The organism is Longibacter sp., assembly GCF_051155795.1.
Taxonomy (GTDB): Bacteria; Bacteroidota; Rhodothermia; order Rhodothermales; family Salinibacteraceae; genus Longibacter.
The window spans coordinates 30,911-48,951 of record NZ_DAXETW010000081.1 but is presented as its reverse complement, the minus strand read 5'-3'; the positions used below and the strand labels follow the sequence as shown (position 1 = coordinate 48,951).

General features: G+C 62.1%; 16 protein-coding genes and 1 tRNA gene. 13 read left to right on the top strand and 4 right to left on the bottom strand.

All coding sequences use genetic code 11. From position 1 onward, the window contains the following. The first annotated feature begins 323 nt into the window (after positions 1-323). A complete protein-coding gene (locus tag ACFCU0_RS08655) occupies positions 324-1,397 on the top strand; it encodes a S1C family serine protease (protein ID WP_434973266.1) in 1,074 nt (357 codons plus the stop codon). Positions 1,398-1,442: 45 nt separating this feature from the next. Further along, positions 1,443-2,510 carry a hypothetical protein gene (locus tag ACFCU0_RS08650; RefSeq protein WP_434973265.1) on the top strand — a complete coding sequence of 356 codons (1,068 nt, stop codon included), beginning with the start codon at positions 1,443-1,445 and terminating at the stop codon, positions 2,508-2,510. Between the two features lie 252 nt (positions 2,511-2,762). Here ACFCU0_RS08650 and ACFCU0_RS08645 read toward each other — a convergent pair whose 3' ends face one another. Further along, positions 2,763-3,251 (bottom strand): hypothetical protein, encoded by a 489-nt coding sequence (locus tag ACFCU0_RS08645; RefSeq protein WP_434973264.1) that lies wholly within the window; start codon positions 3,249-3,251, stop codon positions 2,763-2,765. 412 nt (positions 3,252-3,663) lie between these two features. Between ACFCU0_RS08645 and ACFCU0_RS08640 the strand changes: the two genes are divergently transcribed. From ACFCU0_RS08640 to ACFCU0_RS08610, 7 genes are all read left to right on the top strand, one after another. After that, positions 3,664-5,217 carry a magnesium chelatase gene (locus ACFCU0_RS08640; protein WP_434973263.1) on the top strand — a complete coding sequence of 518 codons (1,554 nt, stop codon included), beginning with the start codon at positions 3,664-3,666 and terminating at the stop codon, positions 5,215-5,217. Between the two features lie 417 nt (positions 5,218-5,634). Continuing rightward, entirely contained in the window at positions 5,635-6,165 is a 531-nt protein-coding gene (locus ACFCU0_RS08635; RefSeq protein ID WP_434973262.1) for a GNAT family N-acetyltransferase, read from the top strand. Positions 6,166-6,312: 147 nt separating this feature from the next. Further along, positions 6,313-7,086: a glycosyltransferase family 2 protein gene (locus ACFCU0_RS08630; protein WP_434973261.1), complete on the top strand. Its 774-nt coding sequence runs from the start codon at positions 6,313-6,315 to the stop codon at positions 7,084-7,086. 218 nt (positions 7,087-7,304) lie between these two features. After that, positions 7,305-8,249 (top strand): branched-chain amino acid transaminase, encoded by a 945-nt coding sequence (locus tag ACFCU0_RS08625; RefSeq protein ID WP_434973260.1) that lies wholly within the window; start codon positions 7,305-7,307, stop codon positions 8,247-8,249. A gap of 233 nt (positions 8,250-8,482) precedes the next feature. Further along, the gene (locus ACFCU0_RS08620; RefSeq protein ID WP_434973259.1) at positions 8,483-8,728 is read left to right on the top strand and encodes a Rho-binding antiterminator; all 246 of its coding nucleotides are present in this window, start codon (positions 8,483-8,485) and stop codon (positions 8,726-8,728) included. An 86-nt stretch (positions 8,729-8,814) separates the two neighbouring features. Further along, positions 8,815-9,147 (top strand): ribosome assembly RNA-binding protein YhbY, encoded by a 333-nt coding sequence (gene yhbY / locus ACFCU0_RS08615; protein ID WP_434973258.1) that lies wholly within the window; start codon positions 8,815-8,817, stop codon positions 9,145-9,147. A 200-nt stretch (positions 9,148-9,347) separates the two neighbouring features. Beyond that, positions 9,348-10,130, top strand: coding sequence for an enoyl-CoA hydratase-related protein (locus tag ACFCU0_RS08610; protein ID WP_434973257.1), 783 nt, complete (start codon positions 9,348-9,350; stop codon positions 10,128-10,130). A gap of 107 nt (positions 10,131-10,237) precedes the next feature. On the opposite strand, the gene ACFCU0_RS08605 is transcribed toward ACFCU0_RS08610, so the two are convergent. Continuing rightward, the gene (locus tag ACFCU0_RS08605; protein ID WP_434973256.1) at positions 10,238-10,882 is read right to left on the bottom strand and encodes an outer membrane beta-barrel protein; all 645 of its coding nucleotides are present in this window, start codon (positions 10,880-10,882) and stop codon (positions 10,238-10,240) included. 179 nt (positions 10,883-11,061) lie between these two features. On the opposite strand from ACFCU0_RS08605, the gene ACFCU0_RS08600 reads away from it, so the two are divergent. After that, a complete protein-coding gene (locus ACFCU0_RS08600) occupies positions 11,062-13,146 on the top strand; it encodes a prolyl oligopeptidase family serine peptidase (RefSeq protein WP_434973255.1) in 2,085 nt (694 codons plus the stop codon). A 116-nt stretch (positions 13,147-13,262) separates the two neighbouring features. On the opposite strand, the gene ACFCU0_RS08595 is transcribed toward ACFCU0_RS08600, so the two are convergent. Beyond that, positions 13,263-13,826: an HD domain-containing protein gene (locus ACFCU0_RS08595; protein ID WP_434973254.1), complete on the bottom strand. Its 564-nt coding sequence runs from the start codon at positions 13,824-13,826 to the stop codon at positions 13,263-13,265. Positions 13,827-14,008: 182 nt separating this feature from the next. Between ACFCU0_RS08595 and ACFCU0_RS08590 the strand changes: the two genes are divergently transcribed. Next, positions 14,009-15,967: a M1 family metallopeptidase gene (locus ACFCU0_RS08590; RefSeq protein WP_434973253.1), complete on the top strand. Its 1,959-nt coding sequence runs from the start codon at positions 14,009-14,011 to the stop codon at positions 15,965-15,967. A 155-nt stretch (positions 15,968-16,122) separates the two neighbouring features. Here ACFCU0_RS08590 and ACFCU0_RS08585 read toward each other — a convergent pair. Then, positions 16,123-16,197, bottom strand: a tRNA-Asn gene (locus ACFCU0_RS08585). A 297-nt stretch (positions 16,198-16,494) separates the two neighbouring features. Here ACFCU0_RS08585 and ACFCU0_RS08580 point away from each other — a divergent pair. Further along, entirely contained in the window at positions 16,495-17,064 is a 570-nt protein-coding gene (locus tag ACFCU0_RS08580) for a fasciclin domain-containing protein (RefSeq protein ID WP_434973252.1), read from the top strand. A 203-nt stretch (positions 17,065-17,267) separates the two neighbouring features. Continuing rightward, positions 17,268-18,011, top strand: coding sequence for an SDR family NAD(P)-dependent oxidoreductase (locus ACFCU0_RS08575; protein WP_434973251.1), 744 nt, complete (start codon positions 17,268-17,270; stop codon positions 18,009-18,011). Positions 18,012-18,041 lie beyond the last annotated feature (30 nt).

The window sequence follows — 18,041 nt, the reverse complement described above, 5'->3', positions numbered from 1 at the left end:
CGTTCCGGAACGTGGTCCGATCCGCGTAGAAGATGCCAACGTGGACGTGTCGGGCTTCTCGAATCTATTCCGCCGCAACCCCCACCATCGAAGGTTTCGATCAGGCGAGGAAAGGCACCGGTGCATCCCGCATGGAACCCATCTGCTTCCGCAGACTAAACGCCTCGATTCCCCGCCCGAGCATTGGTGAAGCACGCCGGGCGGCGGCCCCCCAAGGATGTGCATCAGATGAACGAAGCGATATGCAATGGGTACGGTTGTGCTGGGTCCTTTTCTTGGTGCTCACGCTCGTGGGGTGCAGAACGGAGGTCCAGTCTCAGGAAGTGCCGCCACCGCAGCGCCCGGATGTTTCCGATACGACGCCGGTCCAGGAAAACGTCAGCCAGTCGCGTCAGAATGCCATCACGCGCGCTGTATCCGCCGTCTCTCCGGCGGTTGTGAACGTCAACGTGGTCGAGGTCCGGCGCGTCCGCGACCCCATGGCGAGCTTCTACGACGATCCCTTCTTCCGGAATTTCTTTCGCCGTCCCCGCGTTCGTGAGCAGCAGGTCGAAAGTGTGGGTAGCGGGTTCGTCATATCTCCCGACGGCTATATCGTGACGAATGACCATGTTGCTGGCAATGCGACCGAGATCGACGTATACATGCCCGACGGCCGAACCATGCCAGCCGAACTGGTTGGAAGCGACGCAGCGACGGATCTGGCCCTCCTGAAAGTGGAGGCCGACGAGGCGCTACCCTACCTCGCCTTCGACACGACGGCCGCGCCGATCGTCGGGGAATGGGTGATTGCGCTGGGGAATCCGTTCGGCCTGTTCGAGTCGGCGGAGCCGTCGGTCACCGTCGGTGTGGTCAGCGCCACCGACCGAAACCTGCAATCTGGACGGCAAGGACGCCTTTACCGCGACATGATCCAGACGGATGCAGCCATTAATCGTGGAAATTCAGGTGGCCCGCTCGTTAACGCAACCGGGGAGGTGATCGGCGTGAACACGGCGATCTACAGCGAATCCGGCGGGTCGATCGGGATCGGCTTTGCCGTTCCGGCGCAAAAGGCCTCACGAATCATCGACGAGCTTCGGGAAAACGGGAGCGTCGATCGGTCGTATTACACAGGGCTTTATCTGACGACGATAACGCCGCGAATTGCCAACATCCTGGAGATCGACCAGGTCCGCGGTGTGCTCGTACGCGACATTGATCCTGGGTCGCCTGCCGACGACGCCGGCATCAAACCGTACGACGTAATTTTGAGCATTGATGGGGAAATGGTCGACACGCGTGAGGACTACGTGGCCCGTATTTACGATTATCGCCCCGGCGACGAGATCCGCATTCGAATTCGGCGAAACGGCGACGTGCTGACTCTCCCGATGCGCCTCGGTCGCCAGGAGTAGCAGATCCCCCGTCTCGCAGCCCCCTCTTTCCGAACTCCTCCCTCCATGCGTCCTATCCTCCTGCTCCTGGCCGTCACCGTATTTATTGCCGGCTGCACGCCGTCCGGTTGTCGGCGGCAGCAGGAGGAGGGGTTGACGCCGGCCGACTCGACGTCGCGTCAGGTCGCGCAGGAGGCGCCGACCGTCTCGCTTCGCCTCGTCTGGACCACGAGCGGACCGGAGGGTCAGCCGATGTCGTTCCCGCGGAGCGTGCGATTTCTCCCCGGGGGCGATGTCGTGGTGAGCGATGCCGAGCAGGATCTGCTGTACCGATACACCGCGGACGGACGCCACGTGGCAACGCATGACCCGGAAGGACTGGACGTCCCGTACCTGGCGGGAATCCGTGGCGACACGGTTCTCGTGTTCAATGCCGGCGCCAACCGGATCGATGCCCTGGTGGATGGGGAACGGGTCCCGGATGCGTCAACGCCGCTGCAGCGCCCGTCCGAGCAGTCCCTGGCGTACGTCGTAGCGACCGACACCGCCCTGTATGCGAAAGTCGTCGGGACCGATATCGCAAGTACGATCGGCCGCGTGACGCCGTCCGGGCACATGTCGCCGACCATGGAATTGTCCGGTCCCTTCTGGCGGCATGCCGGCTTCCTGCGCATCTGGGACGATCGGCTCGTCAGCCTGACCGGGTATCGGCCGGTTGTGGACCTCTTTTCCCTGCCGGCACCGAGCGCTCCGCCGGACACCCTCGCACTCCTTGGGTTCGACTCGCCGATGCTCGAGCGCAGCTATCGCTTCCTCCAGGGCGACGTGGACAACGCCCCGGTACTGTCGGCCTCGGCGGCTCCCGTGGGCAATCACCTCTACGTCTTGAATCTGCGACCGAGCATCATGCGCGTCGACGTGTACGGCCGCGACGGGCGCCTGCAGCGGATCCTTTCCGGAACCGGAGCACCGCGAGAGGGGAGTCTCTATCCGCGCGACGTGGACGTGCGCGTGTCAGGGGATACGGTGGACGTTGCCGTGGCGCTAACACTGCCCGATCCCGAACTCCGCCTCTACCGGTGGGTCGGCGACGAGCCGGTCGACTCCCTCGACGCCGGCGACAATGTGCAGTAGGATAGACGACCGATCGGTTTCTGACCACCGCATGTTTGATCATTGCGTGTCTGACCACGGCATGTTTGCTCCGCAGGGTGCCGCCTGGAATTGCACGGGGGTCGAGAAGGCGAACCACAGCGCCGATTCACTTGGTCTCATGAGTCCCGACCCACGAACGACCCGGTCCACCGGGGACGGAGGATCCGGGTCGTCTTCGCGGGTCATCCGGCAGATCGCATCGGAAACGGGTCCCGACGCGTGAGTCCCGACTTAGAAGAAGTAGCGGAAGCCAAGTCCGCCGCCGAGATCCCCGTCGGTTTCCGGTACGAGATTGAATCGGGGAGTCAGCTGGGCAAACAATTCAAAGCGTTCCTCCAGCAGCAGATTCAGGCCGATGCGACCGCTGATGCCGAGAACGACTTCATCGTCGTTTACACCTGTATCCTGAAAGCCGATAAACGCGCCCGGCCCGAAGAAAAGCTCGAGTCCGTCCACGTTATCCGCGTTGATGGGACGGCTGAACTGTGCGTGGCCGTTCAGGAAGAAAAAGTCATCGAGGTCCCAGGCCGCGAGGAAGTCGTACGACGGCCCGTTTGCATCATGGAATTTCAATGTCACGCCAGACGGCGAGCCGACCTGCCCGCCGAGGCCCACCGATCCATCCGTGCGCTGAGCGAGCGCATCGGCGGGTCCCAGGGTGGCTCCGACGAGGAGGAAAAGCGCAGCGAAGCAGGCGATGCGGTGATAGATCTTCATCATGTGGATCGAGGTCGGGGAAGAGGACAGAAACGAGTCGTGTGGAAACCGCAGCGTTCGCCGGCACCCGGGCACCCGGATCGGTGACCTGGGAGGAGAGAGCGTGAGTCCGGTGCCGTCAGCAACGCGCCGTGCGCCACGGTATTTGATACGTTCGGACCGTATGAGGGACCGGTGTTGCGGGTCCCTGTAAAGGAAACGAATGCGTAAATGGCGGATGGTGCGTCGCAGAAAGATGGCATCGACGGGGTGGCGTCGGAGGGCGACTGTTGCGTCTCCGTTGCGGGCGAAGGGGGAACAGCGCATTATACCTCGCGTGACACCGGGCGCTAGTACGATGTACCGAAACGAGATGCACTATTCCCCGCTCGTTTCGCCGGTTTTTCCACCTCTGCCGTACGAACTCTCCCGTGTTATGGCACGCCTGTCTCCCGAAGCACCGCCCCCTGACATTTCCACGCTCGGCGAACTGAAAGACTCGGGGTATACGGTTCGACCCGTGAAGGCCGAGATGAGGGCGAATCTGATGAAAAAGCTTCGGTCGGGGGACGACATCTTTCCAGGGATTATCGGGTACGATCGGACGGTCATCCCTCAGATCCAGAACGCGATCCTGGGGAAGCACGATATCATTCTCCTGGGGCTGCGCGGGCAGGCGAAGAGCCGTATCATCCGGATGCTCCCGCGGCTTCTGGACGACTATATTCCCGTTTTGAAGGGCACGCCCCTCAACGAGAATCCCTTCGCGCCCGTCACGAAACAGGGTCGTGCTCTTGTTGAAGAGCATGGACACGACGCCCCCGTCGCGTGGATGCCGCGCTCGGATCGCTACGGCGAAAAGCTCGCGACGCCCGATACAACGATCGCGGACCTGATCGGCGACATCGACCCGATCAAGGCCGCCAACCGACGCCTGACGTACGCCGACGAGGAGGTCATTCACTTCGGCATCATCCCGCGCACGAATCGCGGGCTCTTCGCGATCAACGAGCTGCCCGACCTGCAGCCCCGCATCCAGGTCGGCCTGCTTAACATCATGGAGGAGCAGGACATCCAGATTCGCGGCTTCAACGTGCGGTTTCCGATGGATGTCATGATGGTATTCTCGGCGAATCCGGAGGACTACACGAGCCGGGGCAACCTCATCACGCCGCTGAAGGACCGGATCGACAGCCAGATCATCACGCACTATCCCCGGACGATCGACGTCGGCATCGAGATCACCGAGAAGGAGGCGTGGCAGCATCGGGCGACGGACGGGGAGAAGCCCGACGTCGATGTCTCCGTCCCGCACTACTTTCGAGAAATCATCGAGCAGGTCGCGTTCGAGGCGCGTGATAGCGAGTACATCGATCAGAAGTCCGGCGTGTCCGTCCGCGTGACCCGCGCCGCGCTGGAAGACTTGATCTCAGCGGCCGAGCGGCGTGCCCTGCTAAACCAGGAGGACGAAACGACCGTCCGGATTGGCGACCTCATGCACATCGAACCGGCCATTACCGGGAAAGTCGAACTCGTGTACGAAGGCGAGCAGGAAGGTGCTCAGAACGTGGCGCTAACGCTGATTGGTCGGGCCGTGCGCAGCATCTTTACGCGCTACTTCCCCGACCCGTCGGACAAAGAGTCCGGTCGTCCGGCCTATCGGGACGTTCTGAGCTGGTTTTCCAAAGGCAATGCGATCGACCTCGAGCAGGACCTGTCCTTCACCGACTACGCGCAGCGACTGGATCGCATCGACGGCCTCAAAAGCGTCGTCGACACCCATACGAGTGCAGGAGGACCGGCGGAGACGGCGTCGATGATGGAGTTCGTCCTTGAGGCGCTCCATCAGAATTCGCTGATCGGGAAAGAATTCGACGACGGCTCGCAGTCATACAACGACATCATGGGATCGATGCTCGGAAGCTTCGGCCCTCCAGATGGCAACGATTTCGACGGCGAAGACGACGACCCACTGGACCGGTATCGATGACGCGGAGAGGGGGGAAGGGGTGAAGGTGTGAAAGGGTGAAAACGTGTTTGGCGGATAGCCTTCGGCACTCCAAAGGTACGGACCTCCCGACGGTCGGTCCTCGCGACGCTTTCAACACGGGGCTTGATGTTGCGCACCGTGACGACCGTGTCGGTGAAATAGGGTAACCGTCACGCCTATGAGTACGCATCGAAGGCCGAACGTACTTCTTTGAAATACATCCGCCAAACAGGTTATGAAGGTGTGAAACGGTAAGGGGGCAGATCTGGATATCGGGGATGATGCGTTGGTCCGGGCGGGAACAGGGACATCCAAAGTCCCAAATCCGCAATTCCCAATTCTCAACTCAACCTTCCAACGATCCAACGCCTCAACGCACAGACGCTGTAACGTCCCAGTCATCAAGCGCACGCAGTAATGCCGACAGTTCGGATTCGCAAGGCTACGCCGGATGATGCCGACGTGCTTGTGACGCTGATTCGGCAGCTGGCTGCGTACGAGAACCTGTTGGACGAGGCCCGTCCGGACGCGAGCCGCCTTCGGTCTCAACTGGATGAAGACGCACAGCCGCGGTGTGAGGCGCTGATCGCTGAGACCGTCGAGACGGAGTCCGAACCGGTCGGGTTTGCGCTGTTTTTTGCGAACTACTCGACCTTTCTCACTCGCTTCGGCATCTATCTCGAAGATCTGTTCGTTCGACCGACATTTCGGGGGAAGGGCGTCGGTTTCCGGCTCCTGCGCCGAGTCGCGCGGGTCGCCGCGGCCCGCGGATGTGAGCGGGTCGACTGGGCCGTGCTCGACTGGAATACCCCCGCCATCGACTTCTACCGACAAATCGGAGCCGAACCGCTGGACGAGTGGACAACCATGCGCCTCACCGGCAACGCCATCCAACGCCTCGCCGAGGAAGGAGGAAGGGGTGAAGGGGGTGAACATGGGAAAGGGTGAAGGGGGGAAAGGGTGAAGCGAGAAGGTCCCTATGAACGGTTGTGCACTTCCGCAACCCGGCACCCAGAGCCCGGCACCCAGAACGCGGAACGCAGCACACGGAATCCAGAACCTTGAACGCTGAACATTGAACCAATATCCCGGACGTTGAACCTCACCCCCTCCCACACATCCATCCTCGTCATCATCCCGGCCTTTAACGAGGCGCGGGCGATTCGTCGGGTCATCAACGATGTGCCGGACATGGTAGATGAGATCGTTGTCGTCAACAACGCGTCGACCGACGAAACGGCGGACAATGCGCGTGCTGCCGGGGCAACGGTCGTGCGCGAGCCGAACCAGGGATACGGCTACGCCTGCCTTCGCGGTATCGAGTACGCCCGGGGCAAGCAACCGGACGTGATTGTCTTTCTCGACGGGGATTACAGCGATCATCCGGACGAGATGACGCGGCTCCTCGGACCCATCCTGGACGATGAAGCGGACTTCGTCGTCGGGTCCCGCATCCGCGGCGATGCCGAACCGGGAGCGATGCGTCCCCAGGCCCGAATCGGAAATCGCCTCGCCTGCGCACTGATGCGATGGATCTGGGGCGTAGGCTACACCGACCTTGGCCCGTTCCGCGCGATTCGCTTTCAGGACCTTCTGGCGCTGGATATGCAAGATCAGACGTTCGGGTGGACGATCGAGATGCAGATCAAAGCCGCCGAGGCCGGTCTCCGCATCCGTGAAGTTCCGGTTTCGTACCGCAAACGAGTCGGCGTCTCCAAAATCACGGGTACGCTGTCCGGGACGATGAAGGCGTCAGCCAAGATCCTCTGGACCATCGCTCGATTTGCCCTGCGTCGCGGTCGAAACGTCCCAGGCGCTTCCACGGCCGCGACGAGGCACCGGTCCACGCGCGAATCGGCGGTTGGGTGAGCGCGACTTGTCGAAGTTTTGGTCGAACCGTCTCCGTTAGGCCGACGACGTGTGTTTGAAAGCGGTTCCAAGACGGTCTGCGTCGACGAACCTTTCGGTAGGGGTCCCGTATCTTCTATGGTTATGATTGCGACACGCAATCAGCCGGCATCTGGAGCCGTTCGGTCGACCCTCCAGATGTCCCTTTTCGCCCCGTAACGTCGTCAAGAATGAGCCCCATGAAGAAGCCCGACATCTGGTTCAACGGTGAGTTCGTCCCCTATGAGGAGGCGAACATCCACGTCCTTTCCCACGTCGTGCACTACGGTTCGTCCGTATTCGAAGGCATTCGCTGCTACAATACGGACGAAGGATCGGCCATTTTCCGTCTGGAGGAGCACATGAAACGCCTGGTCGACTCGGCCAAGGTCCACCGGATGGAAATCCCGTACTCGGTGGATGAACTGTGCGACGCGGTCGTTGATACCGTCGAGCGAAGCGGCATGGAGTCCTGCTACATCCGGCCGGTAACGTTCCGCGGCATGGGACCGATGGGCGTGAATCCGCTCAAGAACAGCGTTGAAACGTTTGTCGCAGTCTGGGAATGGGGCACGTACCTCGGGGAAGAGGCACTCGAGCAGGGCGTCGACGTAGAGGTTGCAAACTGGAACCGACTGGCGCCGAACACCCTACCGGCAATGGCGAAAGCGGGCGGCAACTACCTGAACGCATCCCTCGTCAAGATGAACGCCGTGAAGAACGGCATGACGGAAGGGATCATGCTCAGCACGAACGGCTACCTCGCGGAAGGAAGCGGCGAAAACCTGTTCATCGTTCGGGACGGGAAAATTTACACCGCCCCCGTGGGTCTGTCCATTCTGCCGGGCATCACACGCGATGCGATCATCACGCTCGCTCGCGAGAAAGGTTACAGCATCGAGGAGAAAGTCGTCCCGCGCGAAGCGCTCTACATTGCTGACGAGCTCTTCTTCACGGGGACAGCCGCCGAGGTCACGCCCATCCGCTCGGTCGACCACTATACGGTCGGCAACGGTAATCGCGGTGAGATCACGGAAGACCTGCAGTCCGCGTTCTTCGATATCGTCCACGGCGGCAACGACCCGCACGACTGGCTTACGTTCGTCGACGTCGAAGAGCCCGAAGAAGCTACCGCTACGGCGTAGCGATGTCTCATCCGCCCGTCGCTGGCCTCCCGGCGACCTCCGACGTATACGGACACGCCCTCCCCAGATCGCACGGTGGAGGGCGTTTCGTTTGCCAGGCGGGTAGCACCGCCCTCGATCAATGTTCGACGCCCACCGTTAGCACCGCAGTGAACGTTCTGGCTACCGTTGGCGCCGGGAGACCGCTTGCCGATCGCATTGCGTATCTGTGTAAAACCAAACAGCCAACCGTCATGTCCGACGAATACCGTCCGATCGCCTGCGGTTTCTACGATGAACTCGGGATCCGAATGATGCGCGGTCAGACGTGCACCCTCTTGCTCAAGGACGGAGAGTCAACCGAAGAGTTCACGGCCGTCATCACGGACATCTACTCGGATGGAGACGAAGAGTACGCCGAGCTCAATGGCACGCGCCGGGTCCGCCTCGACCGCATCGCCCGCGTCGACCACGTCGACCGCCCCGGCGCCTGCTCCTAACGTGACTCTGCCTGCGTCGACGTCAATGAGGCCCTATGGCCCTCGAACGCTGAACTCTGAACCCTGAACGTTGAACCCATATCCCGATGCCCGAAGCCCCCGATTCCTCGTCGCAGGAGACCTCCCGTCTCACCTCCAAGCAGCGTGCTCATCTACGGTCGCTGGCCCATGACAACCCGACGGTTGTTCACATTGGCAAAGACGGCCTGTCGGATCCTGTCCTGACGTCGATCCAGGAAGCCTTCAACACGCGCGAGCTCGTCAAAATTCGCATTCTGGACAACGCCAACGAGCAGCCCCGCGATATGGCCCACGCCATCGCCGACCGCATGGATAACGTGCAGGTTGTCCACACCATGGGCTGGACGGTCACACTCTATCGCCCGGACCCGGACGACCCGCAGATCGAACTCCCGTAGCTCGACGGATTGCGTGCATGTTGAAAGCGCCTCAGCGGCATGAGGAGCTATCCTCGCCCGCGTATACGATGGCATTCCCCCTCAATCGCCCAACGCCTCAACGCCCCAACGCATCAACGCCCCAACGCATCAACGCCCCAACGCCTCAACGAAAGAACGCACCGACGCACAACCGCCATATCCCGGATTCTCAACCCGAAATGCCTGACGTCCTGTACGAATCGACCGGCCCGGTCGCCACGATCATGCTGAACCGCCCGGAGGCGCGTAACGCGTACTCCGACGCGATGGTCGACGAGTTGCTCAGCGCGATCGATCGTGCCGACGCCGACGACGCCGTGCGGAGCGTTATTGTCACCGGTGCAGGGACGGTGTTTAGTGCCGGTGGGGACCTGAAGGCGATGCGCGATCGCACCGGGATGTTCGAAGGCGATCCGGCCGAGCTGCGGAAACAGTATCGTCGGGGCCTCCAGCAGCTCCCCCGCAGATTCGATCAATTCGAGAAGCCGGTCGTGGCAGCGATCAATGGCGCGGCGATCGGAGCCGGACTGGACCTTGCGCTCATGGCCGACCTGCGTATTGCCAGTGAGGAGGCTCGCTTCGGTTCGACGTTCGCACGCGTGGGGCTGGTCCCCGGCGACGGTGGCGCGTACCTACTGACGCGGGTCGTCGGCTTTGCGAAGGCACTGGACCTGGTGCTTACCGCCCGGATCATCGACGCCCACGAGGCGCTCGCCATGGACCTGGTGACGTCCGTGACACCGGCGGACCAGGTCGTGGACACAGCCCTTGAGCGTGCCCACCAGATCGCCGAGCTCCCGCCGAAAGCCGTTCAGGCGGCGAAGGCCTGCCTGTATCGAAGCGTTGACAATGATCTGGAAACGGCGCTGCAGTTGACGGCTGCGCTCCAGGCTACGGTGCAGCATACGGATGAGCACGACGATGCGGTTAAATCGATGCTCGAGCGTCTCGGAAAGGCGTAGGACCGCCATGTTCTACGGAGGATGACAACAGAAAACGCCCCGTCCTGCAGGTTGCAGAGCGGGGCGGTCGGCGTGGGGGGCCGAGTCATTGCGTCAACCGTGCTCAATCAGCGGAGCGGGTAGAACGTGAGGCCGAAAGAGAGACGACCCTCCCCGTAGCCGAAGTCGTCTTCGTCCAGCCCGGCGGAGATGTTGCCGACCTGCACCTCGTTGAAGTTGCCGCCGCCGAAGCGGAGGCCGGCATCGAGTGCTATAGCCGGCGTCACGAAATAGGAAACCCCGCCGCCAAGGGTGAAGCCGCCGCCACGAAACTCAAGGTTGAGGTCATCTTCCGTGGCAGCCACACCCCGAAGTGCGACGTCAGCATAGGGAACGAGCGACTGGCCGGACCGAAAATTGAGACGAACGCCGAGCTCACCGCCCGACCAGCTGTACTCGTCGCCCGTGATGCCATTGGTTTCACCGTCGATCGTCGCACCCATGAATCCAGCGTAGATCGTTACGAGCTCCGATACGCCCCAGCCTGCACGGATCGATAGCCCGCCCCCGGTGTCTGTGTCCGAAAACGCTTCTTCGCGGTAGTCAAGCGACTGCCCGTCGAGGGATACCTGGAGGAAGAGGCGCTCCGTATTAGACTTAATCTCCGCGTTTTCCTGCGCCAGTGCGGTGCTCGTCGGGAGGAGCGCGACGGAGAGACCGAGCAGAAGCGCTATCAGCGCCGTCCGGGAACGTTGGATCATTTGGTTGTCCATGGGGAAAGGTAGGAATGCGTGAGGGGAAGAGGGCGAATATTCTGTCTTCGTACCAGCGAAGCCGCCCTCCAAGCGGAAAGAGTCACACCGGTCACCGATCTTGACGAGGTCTTTCGCGACTACGGTTCTGTCTTCGTAGTTTGGTCGCGATGTCGATCGTTTCCCCAGAGTCTACCTCCATGCGTGAACGCATCTGCACGGTCTTTCCCCTTCTCACCGGAGTGCTCGTTGGCGCGTTGCTCCTCGCCGGTCCGGGTCTTTCACCCCGCACGGCGCATGCGCAGTACGCGACCGACTCGCTCCATTTTGAGCTTACCGACGTCTTTGCGCTGGAATATGCCGCCGACCCCCAGATTCATCCCAGCGGCGAATCCGTGGTGTATGTTCGCACCTCGATGAACCGCATGACCGACCGACGGGAGTCACAGCTCTGGCTGGTGAATGCGGACGGCCGCGGACATCGGCCGGTGACGGATCCCGGGATCGATGCTTCATCGCCTCGATGGTCGCCCTCCGGGGACCGGATTGCGTACGTGTCGTCGACCGAGGAGGAGGGAAGCGAGATCTACGTTCGATGGATGGCGTCCGGCGAGACGGCGCGCATCACGCAGCTGGACGCGTCCCCGGGCCGCCTGGTCTGGTCGCCCGACGGGTCACACCTCGCATTTTCGATGATGAAAGAAGAGCCGTCTCGCCCCTTTGCCCGCATGCCGGCGCCGCCGGAAGGCGCGGACTGGGCCCCCGGCGCCCGGGTGATCGATGACGTGCTGTACCGATCGGACGGTGCGGGCTACATGAAGGACGGGTACCGCCAGGTATTCATCGTGCCCGATGAAGGCGGCACGCCGCGGCAGGTCACGTCGGGGCCGTACGATCACGGCGGCGCCATCGACTGGATGCCCGACGGCTCGGCGCTGATCCTCTCGGCCGACCGATCAGAGGATGCACCCTACGATCCGTTAGATACCGAGTTGCACCGGGTCGACCTGCAGACCGGGGACATCACGGCGCTGACCCGCCGTAAAGGTCCGGATGAGAACCCGGCAGTCTCCCCCGACGGCTCCCGGATCGCCTACACCGGCTTCGATGACGCGTACCAGGGGTATCAGATCACGCGCCTGCACGTGTACGACCTCGAAAGTGGGGAAAAGGAGGTGTTGACCGGTGAATTCGATCGGGACGTTCAAAACCCGACGTGGAGCGCGGACGGAGAAACGATTTACGTACAGTACGACGATGAGGGCACAACGCGGATCGGTGCCGTTTCCGAAGACGGAAATATCCGGGAGATTACCTCGAACGTCGGTGGGACCACACTTGGCCGGCCCTACGCGAGCGGGTCGTTTTCGGTCGCGGCCAACGGGCGCATCGCGTTCACCCACGTCGGGCCGCATCACCCGTCCGACGTGGCAGTGACACAGGGGCGGGGCGTTCGGCGCCTGACGCAGCTCACGCAGGACCTGTCGAGCCGCGTTCGATGGGGAGCGGTCGAGGAGATCACGTACACAACCGCCGACGGCACGGAGATCGAAGGATGGATCGTCCGGCCGCCGGACTTTGACGCGTCGCGGGAGTACCCGCTGCTGCTGGAGATTCATGGCGGGCCCTATGCCAACTACGGACCACGATTCAGTGCGGAGATGCAGCTCTATGCCGCCGCCGGCTACGTCGTGTTGTACACCAATCCGCGCGGCAGCACCAGCTACGGGGAAGCCTTCGGCAACGCCATCCACAGGAACTACCCGGGACCCGACTACGACGACCTGATGGCGGGCGTCGACGCCGTTGTCGATCGCGGTGGGATCGACACCGATCGGCTCTACGTGACGGGCGGGAGCGGCGGGGGCGTGCTGACGGCGTGGATTATCGGGCAAACCGACCGGTTCCGAGCCGCCGTGGTGGCCAAGCCGGTGATCAACTGGTACAGCTTTGTGCTGACGAGCGACATGTACCCGTTCTTTACCCGGTACTGGTTCTCCGGTCCGCCGTGGGAGCACCTCGACGAGTACATGGAGCACTCGCCGATTTCCCTCGTCGGCAACGTGACGACACCGACGATGCTGCTGACCGGGGAGAAGGATTATCGGACGCCGATGTCCGAGACCGAGCAGTATTACCAGGCGCTGCAGCTGGAACAGGTCGAGACCGTCATGGTCCGCATCCCGGGCGCCTCTCACGGAATCGCGGCGCGGCCCAGTCACCTGATGGCGAAAATCGCCCACATTCTCGAGTGGTTCGACCGCCACGGCGCCCGCGGAAACTGAGGACGGGAAAAGCTAAACGCTACGGGCCAATTCCGAAGCGCAGAGAGGGTGCAGATTCCCTAACGGTATGCCTCCAATTTCGCCTTCCCCATTCCCAATTCTCAGTCATATTCCGCTCACCCCTCCGCGTCCCGCTGGCGGGTTTCCTCGTCCAGGATCCGGCGAAACTCCGTGACGAGCGGATCGAGGTCGGTGTACTCCGTCCCGTAGTTCAGGTTGAAAGCGTAGTCGAAGTCCGGCGGGTTGTCGCCCTGGTTGTGCTGAAGGATGGTCTCAAGCTTGTCGAACGCCTTTGCCAGTCGCGCCTCCGCGGTCTCAGCCGCCTCGTACTCATCCCAGAGTTCCAGAATCTCGCGCCGGGTAGAGGCAGGCAGCGTCTCCGTCAGCGCCTGCAGGTCCTGCCGCTCCCGGTCTGCCCGCTCGGACCCCTCACCCTGCTCCGGAGCCGGGACGTCGCCGTGGATCGCCTCTCCGAGGTCGTGGACCACGCACATCTTCAGCAGCTTCGCAACGTCGATGTCCGGGTATTCGGGCGCCAGGACGGTCACGATCAATGTCAGGCGCCACGTGTGCGCCGCCACGCTCTCCGTCCGTCCCGTCGAGGTATACGCAGATCGGAGCGTGCTCTTCATCGCTTCAGCACGGCGGAGGAAGGTGATAATGCCTGAAAGGTCTGACATGCGTACCGCAGGATCGGGTGAGAAAAGAATTGGGGGGCCGAGAACCGGACACCCGTCGACCCATCCTACCGAACAGAATCCCGGGATGTGCCCAGACTGAACGCTGAACGCCCCGCCTGAACGTTCCCACAGGATCAGCCGTAGAGGCTATCCATCATTTCCCCACGAACCCACGCCCCTTCATGCATCGATTCATCTCATTTCTTGTCGTCCTGCTTGTTGTCGGGGCTCCGGCCCAGGCACAGCAGGCGTCCCCAGACGGCTCGGACGCCGCCGCCGTGGAAACGCGCCGTCCGATTCCGTACCCCATCCAGCCGCGCCCGCTATTTCAGCAGGCTGTCGAGAACGGAACCCGGACGCTCGATGGGACCCCGGGCGAAGCGTACTGGACCAACTACGCACGCTACGACCTGAGTGCTCGCATTTCCCCGTCCGACGCCATGCTCCACGGGTCGGGCACGATCACCTTCATCAATCGATCGCCGGACTCGCTCCGGACGCTCGCCCTGCACCTTCGGCAGAACATTCACGCAGAAGGAATGGAGCGAACCCGACGTGCGGAGGTCACCGGGGGAATGACGATCGAAAAGCTGGGGTTCAATGGCACCGACATGGTCGAACTTCAGACCCGCCGCGACCTGCGTCGGAAGGGTATGGGGTATGTGGTCGACGCCACACGGATGCGTGTCATCCTCCCTGAAGCAGTGGTGCCTGGAGACTCCGTCACCCTCAGCACGGAGTGGAGTTTCCGCATTCCCGGCGAAGATAATTTCCGGATGGGGCAGGACGGCGATGTGTTCTACCTCGCCTACTGGTACCCGCACCTCGCCGTGTACGACGACGTCGACGGGTGGGTCGCCGAACTGTACCAGGGCGACGGCGAATTCTACATGGGTTATGCCGACTACGACCTGTCGGTAACCGTGCCGGAAGGCTGGCTCGTCGGTGCCACCGGGACGCTTCAGAACCCGGAGACGGTGCTCTCGGAGCAAACGGCCTCTCGCCTTGAGAAGGCGGCTCAGACCGGCGACATCGTGAACGTCGTGACAGAGGACGATCGGGGCGCCGGCACGGCAACGGCTACGTCCGATAATGAAGACGGTACCCTGACCTGGACGTTTCGCGCCGACCGCGTGCGGGACGTGGCATTCGGGACCTCGGCAAGTTATGTGTGGGACGCCGCCTCTGCGAGTACCGGAGAAGGATCGGCCATGATTCACGCACTCTACCGACCGGGGACCAGCCAGTGGGACCGATCGGCGGAATTCTCGCAGTTCTCGGTCGAGCACCTGTCCGACATGCTGATGCCCTACCCGTATCCGCAGATGACGGCCGTGGAGGGCATCATCGGCGGGGGTATGGAGTTTCCCATGATTACGCTGATCGGTGGCAACCGTAACACGCCGGAGTCCCTGTTCGGCGTCACTTACCATGAGATTTCCCACATGTGGGTGCCGATGATCGTGGGGACCAACGAGAAGCGCCACGCCTGGCTGGATGAGGGGACCACGACCTTCAACGAAAATGAAGGCGCGTCCGAGTTCTTTGAAACCGACAACTGGGCTCCGTCCGAGAACTGGTTCTACCGGTTTGCCGGAACGGCTCAGGAAGCCCCGTCCTTCCGGCACGCCGACCTGTATCCGCCGGATGGACCGGAGCGCGTCTACGCCTCCTACGCCAAACCCGGGACCATGCTGCACGCGCTACGCGGCGTGCTCGGGAATGAAATCTTCTTCCGCGCTTATCGCGAGTACGTGGAGCGCTGGGCGTACAAACACCCGTCCCCGTACGACTTCTTTAATACCTTCGAAGACGTGGCGGACCGCGAGTTGGACTGGTTCTGGCGCGGCGCCTTCTTCGAGAAGTGGTCCATGGACCATGCGATCGCCGAGGTGGATGTGAGCGGCGACGAGCCGGTGGTCGTGGTTGAGGACCGGGACAACCTAATCATGCCGGTGATCGTCGAGGCGACGTATGCGGACGGCGACACCGTGACGCGGAGGTCGGACGTCACGCCGTGGATGAACGGCCAACGCAAGACGACCATCACGCTGCCGGCAGGGGATCTGCAGCGCGTGGAGCTGGATCCGGACGCGTACTTTCCCGACGTCGATCGGACGAACAACGACTGGACGAAATAAGCCTCAGTCGCCATCGTCCCGACACATAAGGCGCGCCCGCTTCCGGCATTCCGCCCGGAGCGGGCGTTTTATTATTCGATAATGACCCGGCAGGCACAAAAAAACCTGCGGGCATAAAAAACGCTCGACCGGTCGAAACCGATCGAGCGACGGTGTGGCTCCCCGGGCTGGATTCGAACCAGCGACCGTCCGGTTAACAGCCGGATGCTCTGCCACTGAGCTACCGAGGAATATGTGTGCGAGCCCTTTGGCTCGTCAGGACCCGCTATTACCTTGCTGCACATAGCGGGTTCCTGATTCACAGATGCTTTGCGCCTGGACAAACGCGCCGGGGCACTGAGCTTCCGGAACCGTACGGTACGATGCACTTGCCCTGCGTGTCAAGAGGTTGACCGTGTTTTCAAGAAGAACCGGTCGGTGGCGGACGCAACCTTGCAAGGAACAAAAAATCCCACGCGGCAGGAAAACAGCACGGACAGAAAAAAGTACAGCAATTGACGCATAAACGACCAGTACCCCCCTCGTTCATGGATACTCTCTCTCGCTTTCGGGCGCTCTCGATCTTCCTCATCGTCCTCGTCCTGACCGCGACGAGCGGATGCGGCGATTCGACGCCGTCGCAAGACGACGACCCGGCGTCAACGACCGTTCTGGGTGACAGCACAACCGTGGTGGGGGTTGTGCAAACGGACGATCGGTTCACCACGCTCGCAACAGCGATCGATTCCAGCGGACTCGACTCTCTCCTAACGCAGGACGGCCCCTACACCCTGTTCGCACCGACCAACAATGCCTTCGGCACGCTTCCGGAGGGAACCGTCCCAGACCTGTTGGACGGCGAGAATCGCGATCGTCTTCGGATGATTCTGTCCCAGCACGTCGTCGAACGACGCTTGATGAGCGAAGAGCTCGCCGGGATGTCACAGGTTGAGACGCTACGGGGTGCCCTCGTATCTGTGAGCGCTGATGACAACACCGTGCGCGTCGGGGGGGGCACCGTTCTGGATGCGGATATTGTCACCGGCAACGGCGTGATTCATGTCGTAGACACCGTGCTTCGCCCGCCTGTGTCGGATGACGAAGCGGTGGAGCCGTAGGGGGCGATCAATCAGATCGTGAGCCGATCGTGACGCACGCTTGAGGGCCGTAACGATCTACCTATTTCAGACGGCGCCATGAATCCTGCCCGATGCCGCTCGTTGAAGCGATCAGACACGGAGACACCTATCTGGTCTACACCTATCTGGGCTCCATTCGCCCGTTCCTTCAATCGCTTCCATCGACAATCGATCGGTTCACTATGGCAGACTCCAGCGCTCCCGTTTACGTACTCATCGGCGCCACGGGTGGCATCGGATCCGATGTTTCCCATCGTCTGGCCGATCGTGGGGCCCAGCTCGTGCTCGGTGCGCGCACGGAGGAGGATCTGAACGCGCTGGTATCAGAGACCGGCGGCGACGCATACCCTCTTGACGCCACCGAATTCGATCAGGTCCAGGGGATCGTCGACCATGCAACCGACACGTACGGACGGATCGACGGCATCGTGAACTTCGTCGGGTCGATTCTTCTTAAGCCGGCGCACCTTACTTCGATCGACGAATACCGGGAGCAGATCGCGAAAAACCTCGACACGGCGTTCAACACGGTCAAGGCCGGCGCTCGTGCAATGATGCGGGACGGAGGATCGGTGGTGCTGATGACGTCCGCCGTTGCGCGCACCGGCCTAAAGAATCACGAGGCGATCGCCGCCGCGAAGGGTGGTGTCACGGGCCTCATGCGGGCAGCAGCGGCCACCTACTCCGGTCGCGGCGTGCGCGTCAACTGCGTCGCTCCCGGCCTCGTCGACACGCCGATGTCCAAAAATATTCTCAGCAGTGAAGCCGGACGGAAGCAGTCCGAGAGCATGCATCCGCTGGGGCGCGTGGGGAAGCCGGAAGATGTCGGGCCGGCCGTGTGCTGGCTCCTCGACCCCGAGACCTCCTGGGTGACGGGGCAGGTGATCGGCGTGGACGGCGGCCTGGGAACGGTGCGCGCCGGGTAACACGTCAGCGGTCCACGACTCCGGGGGCGA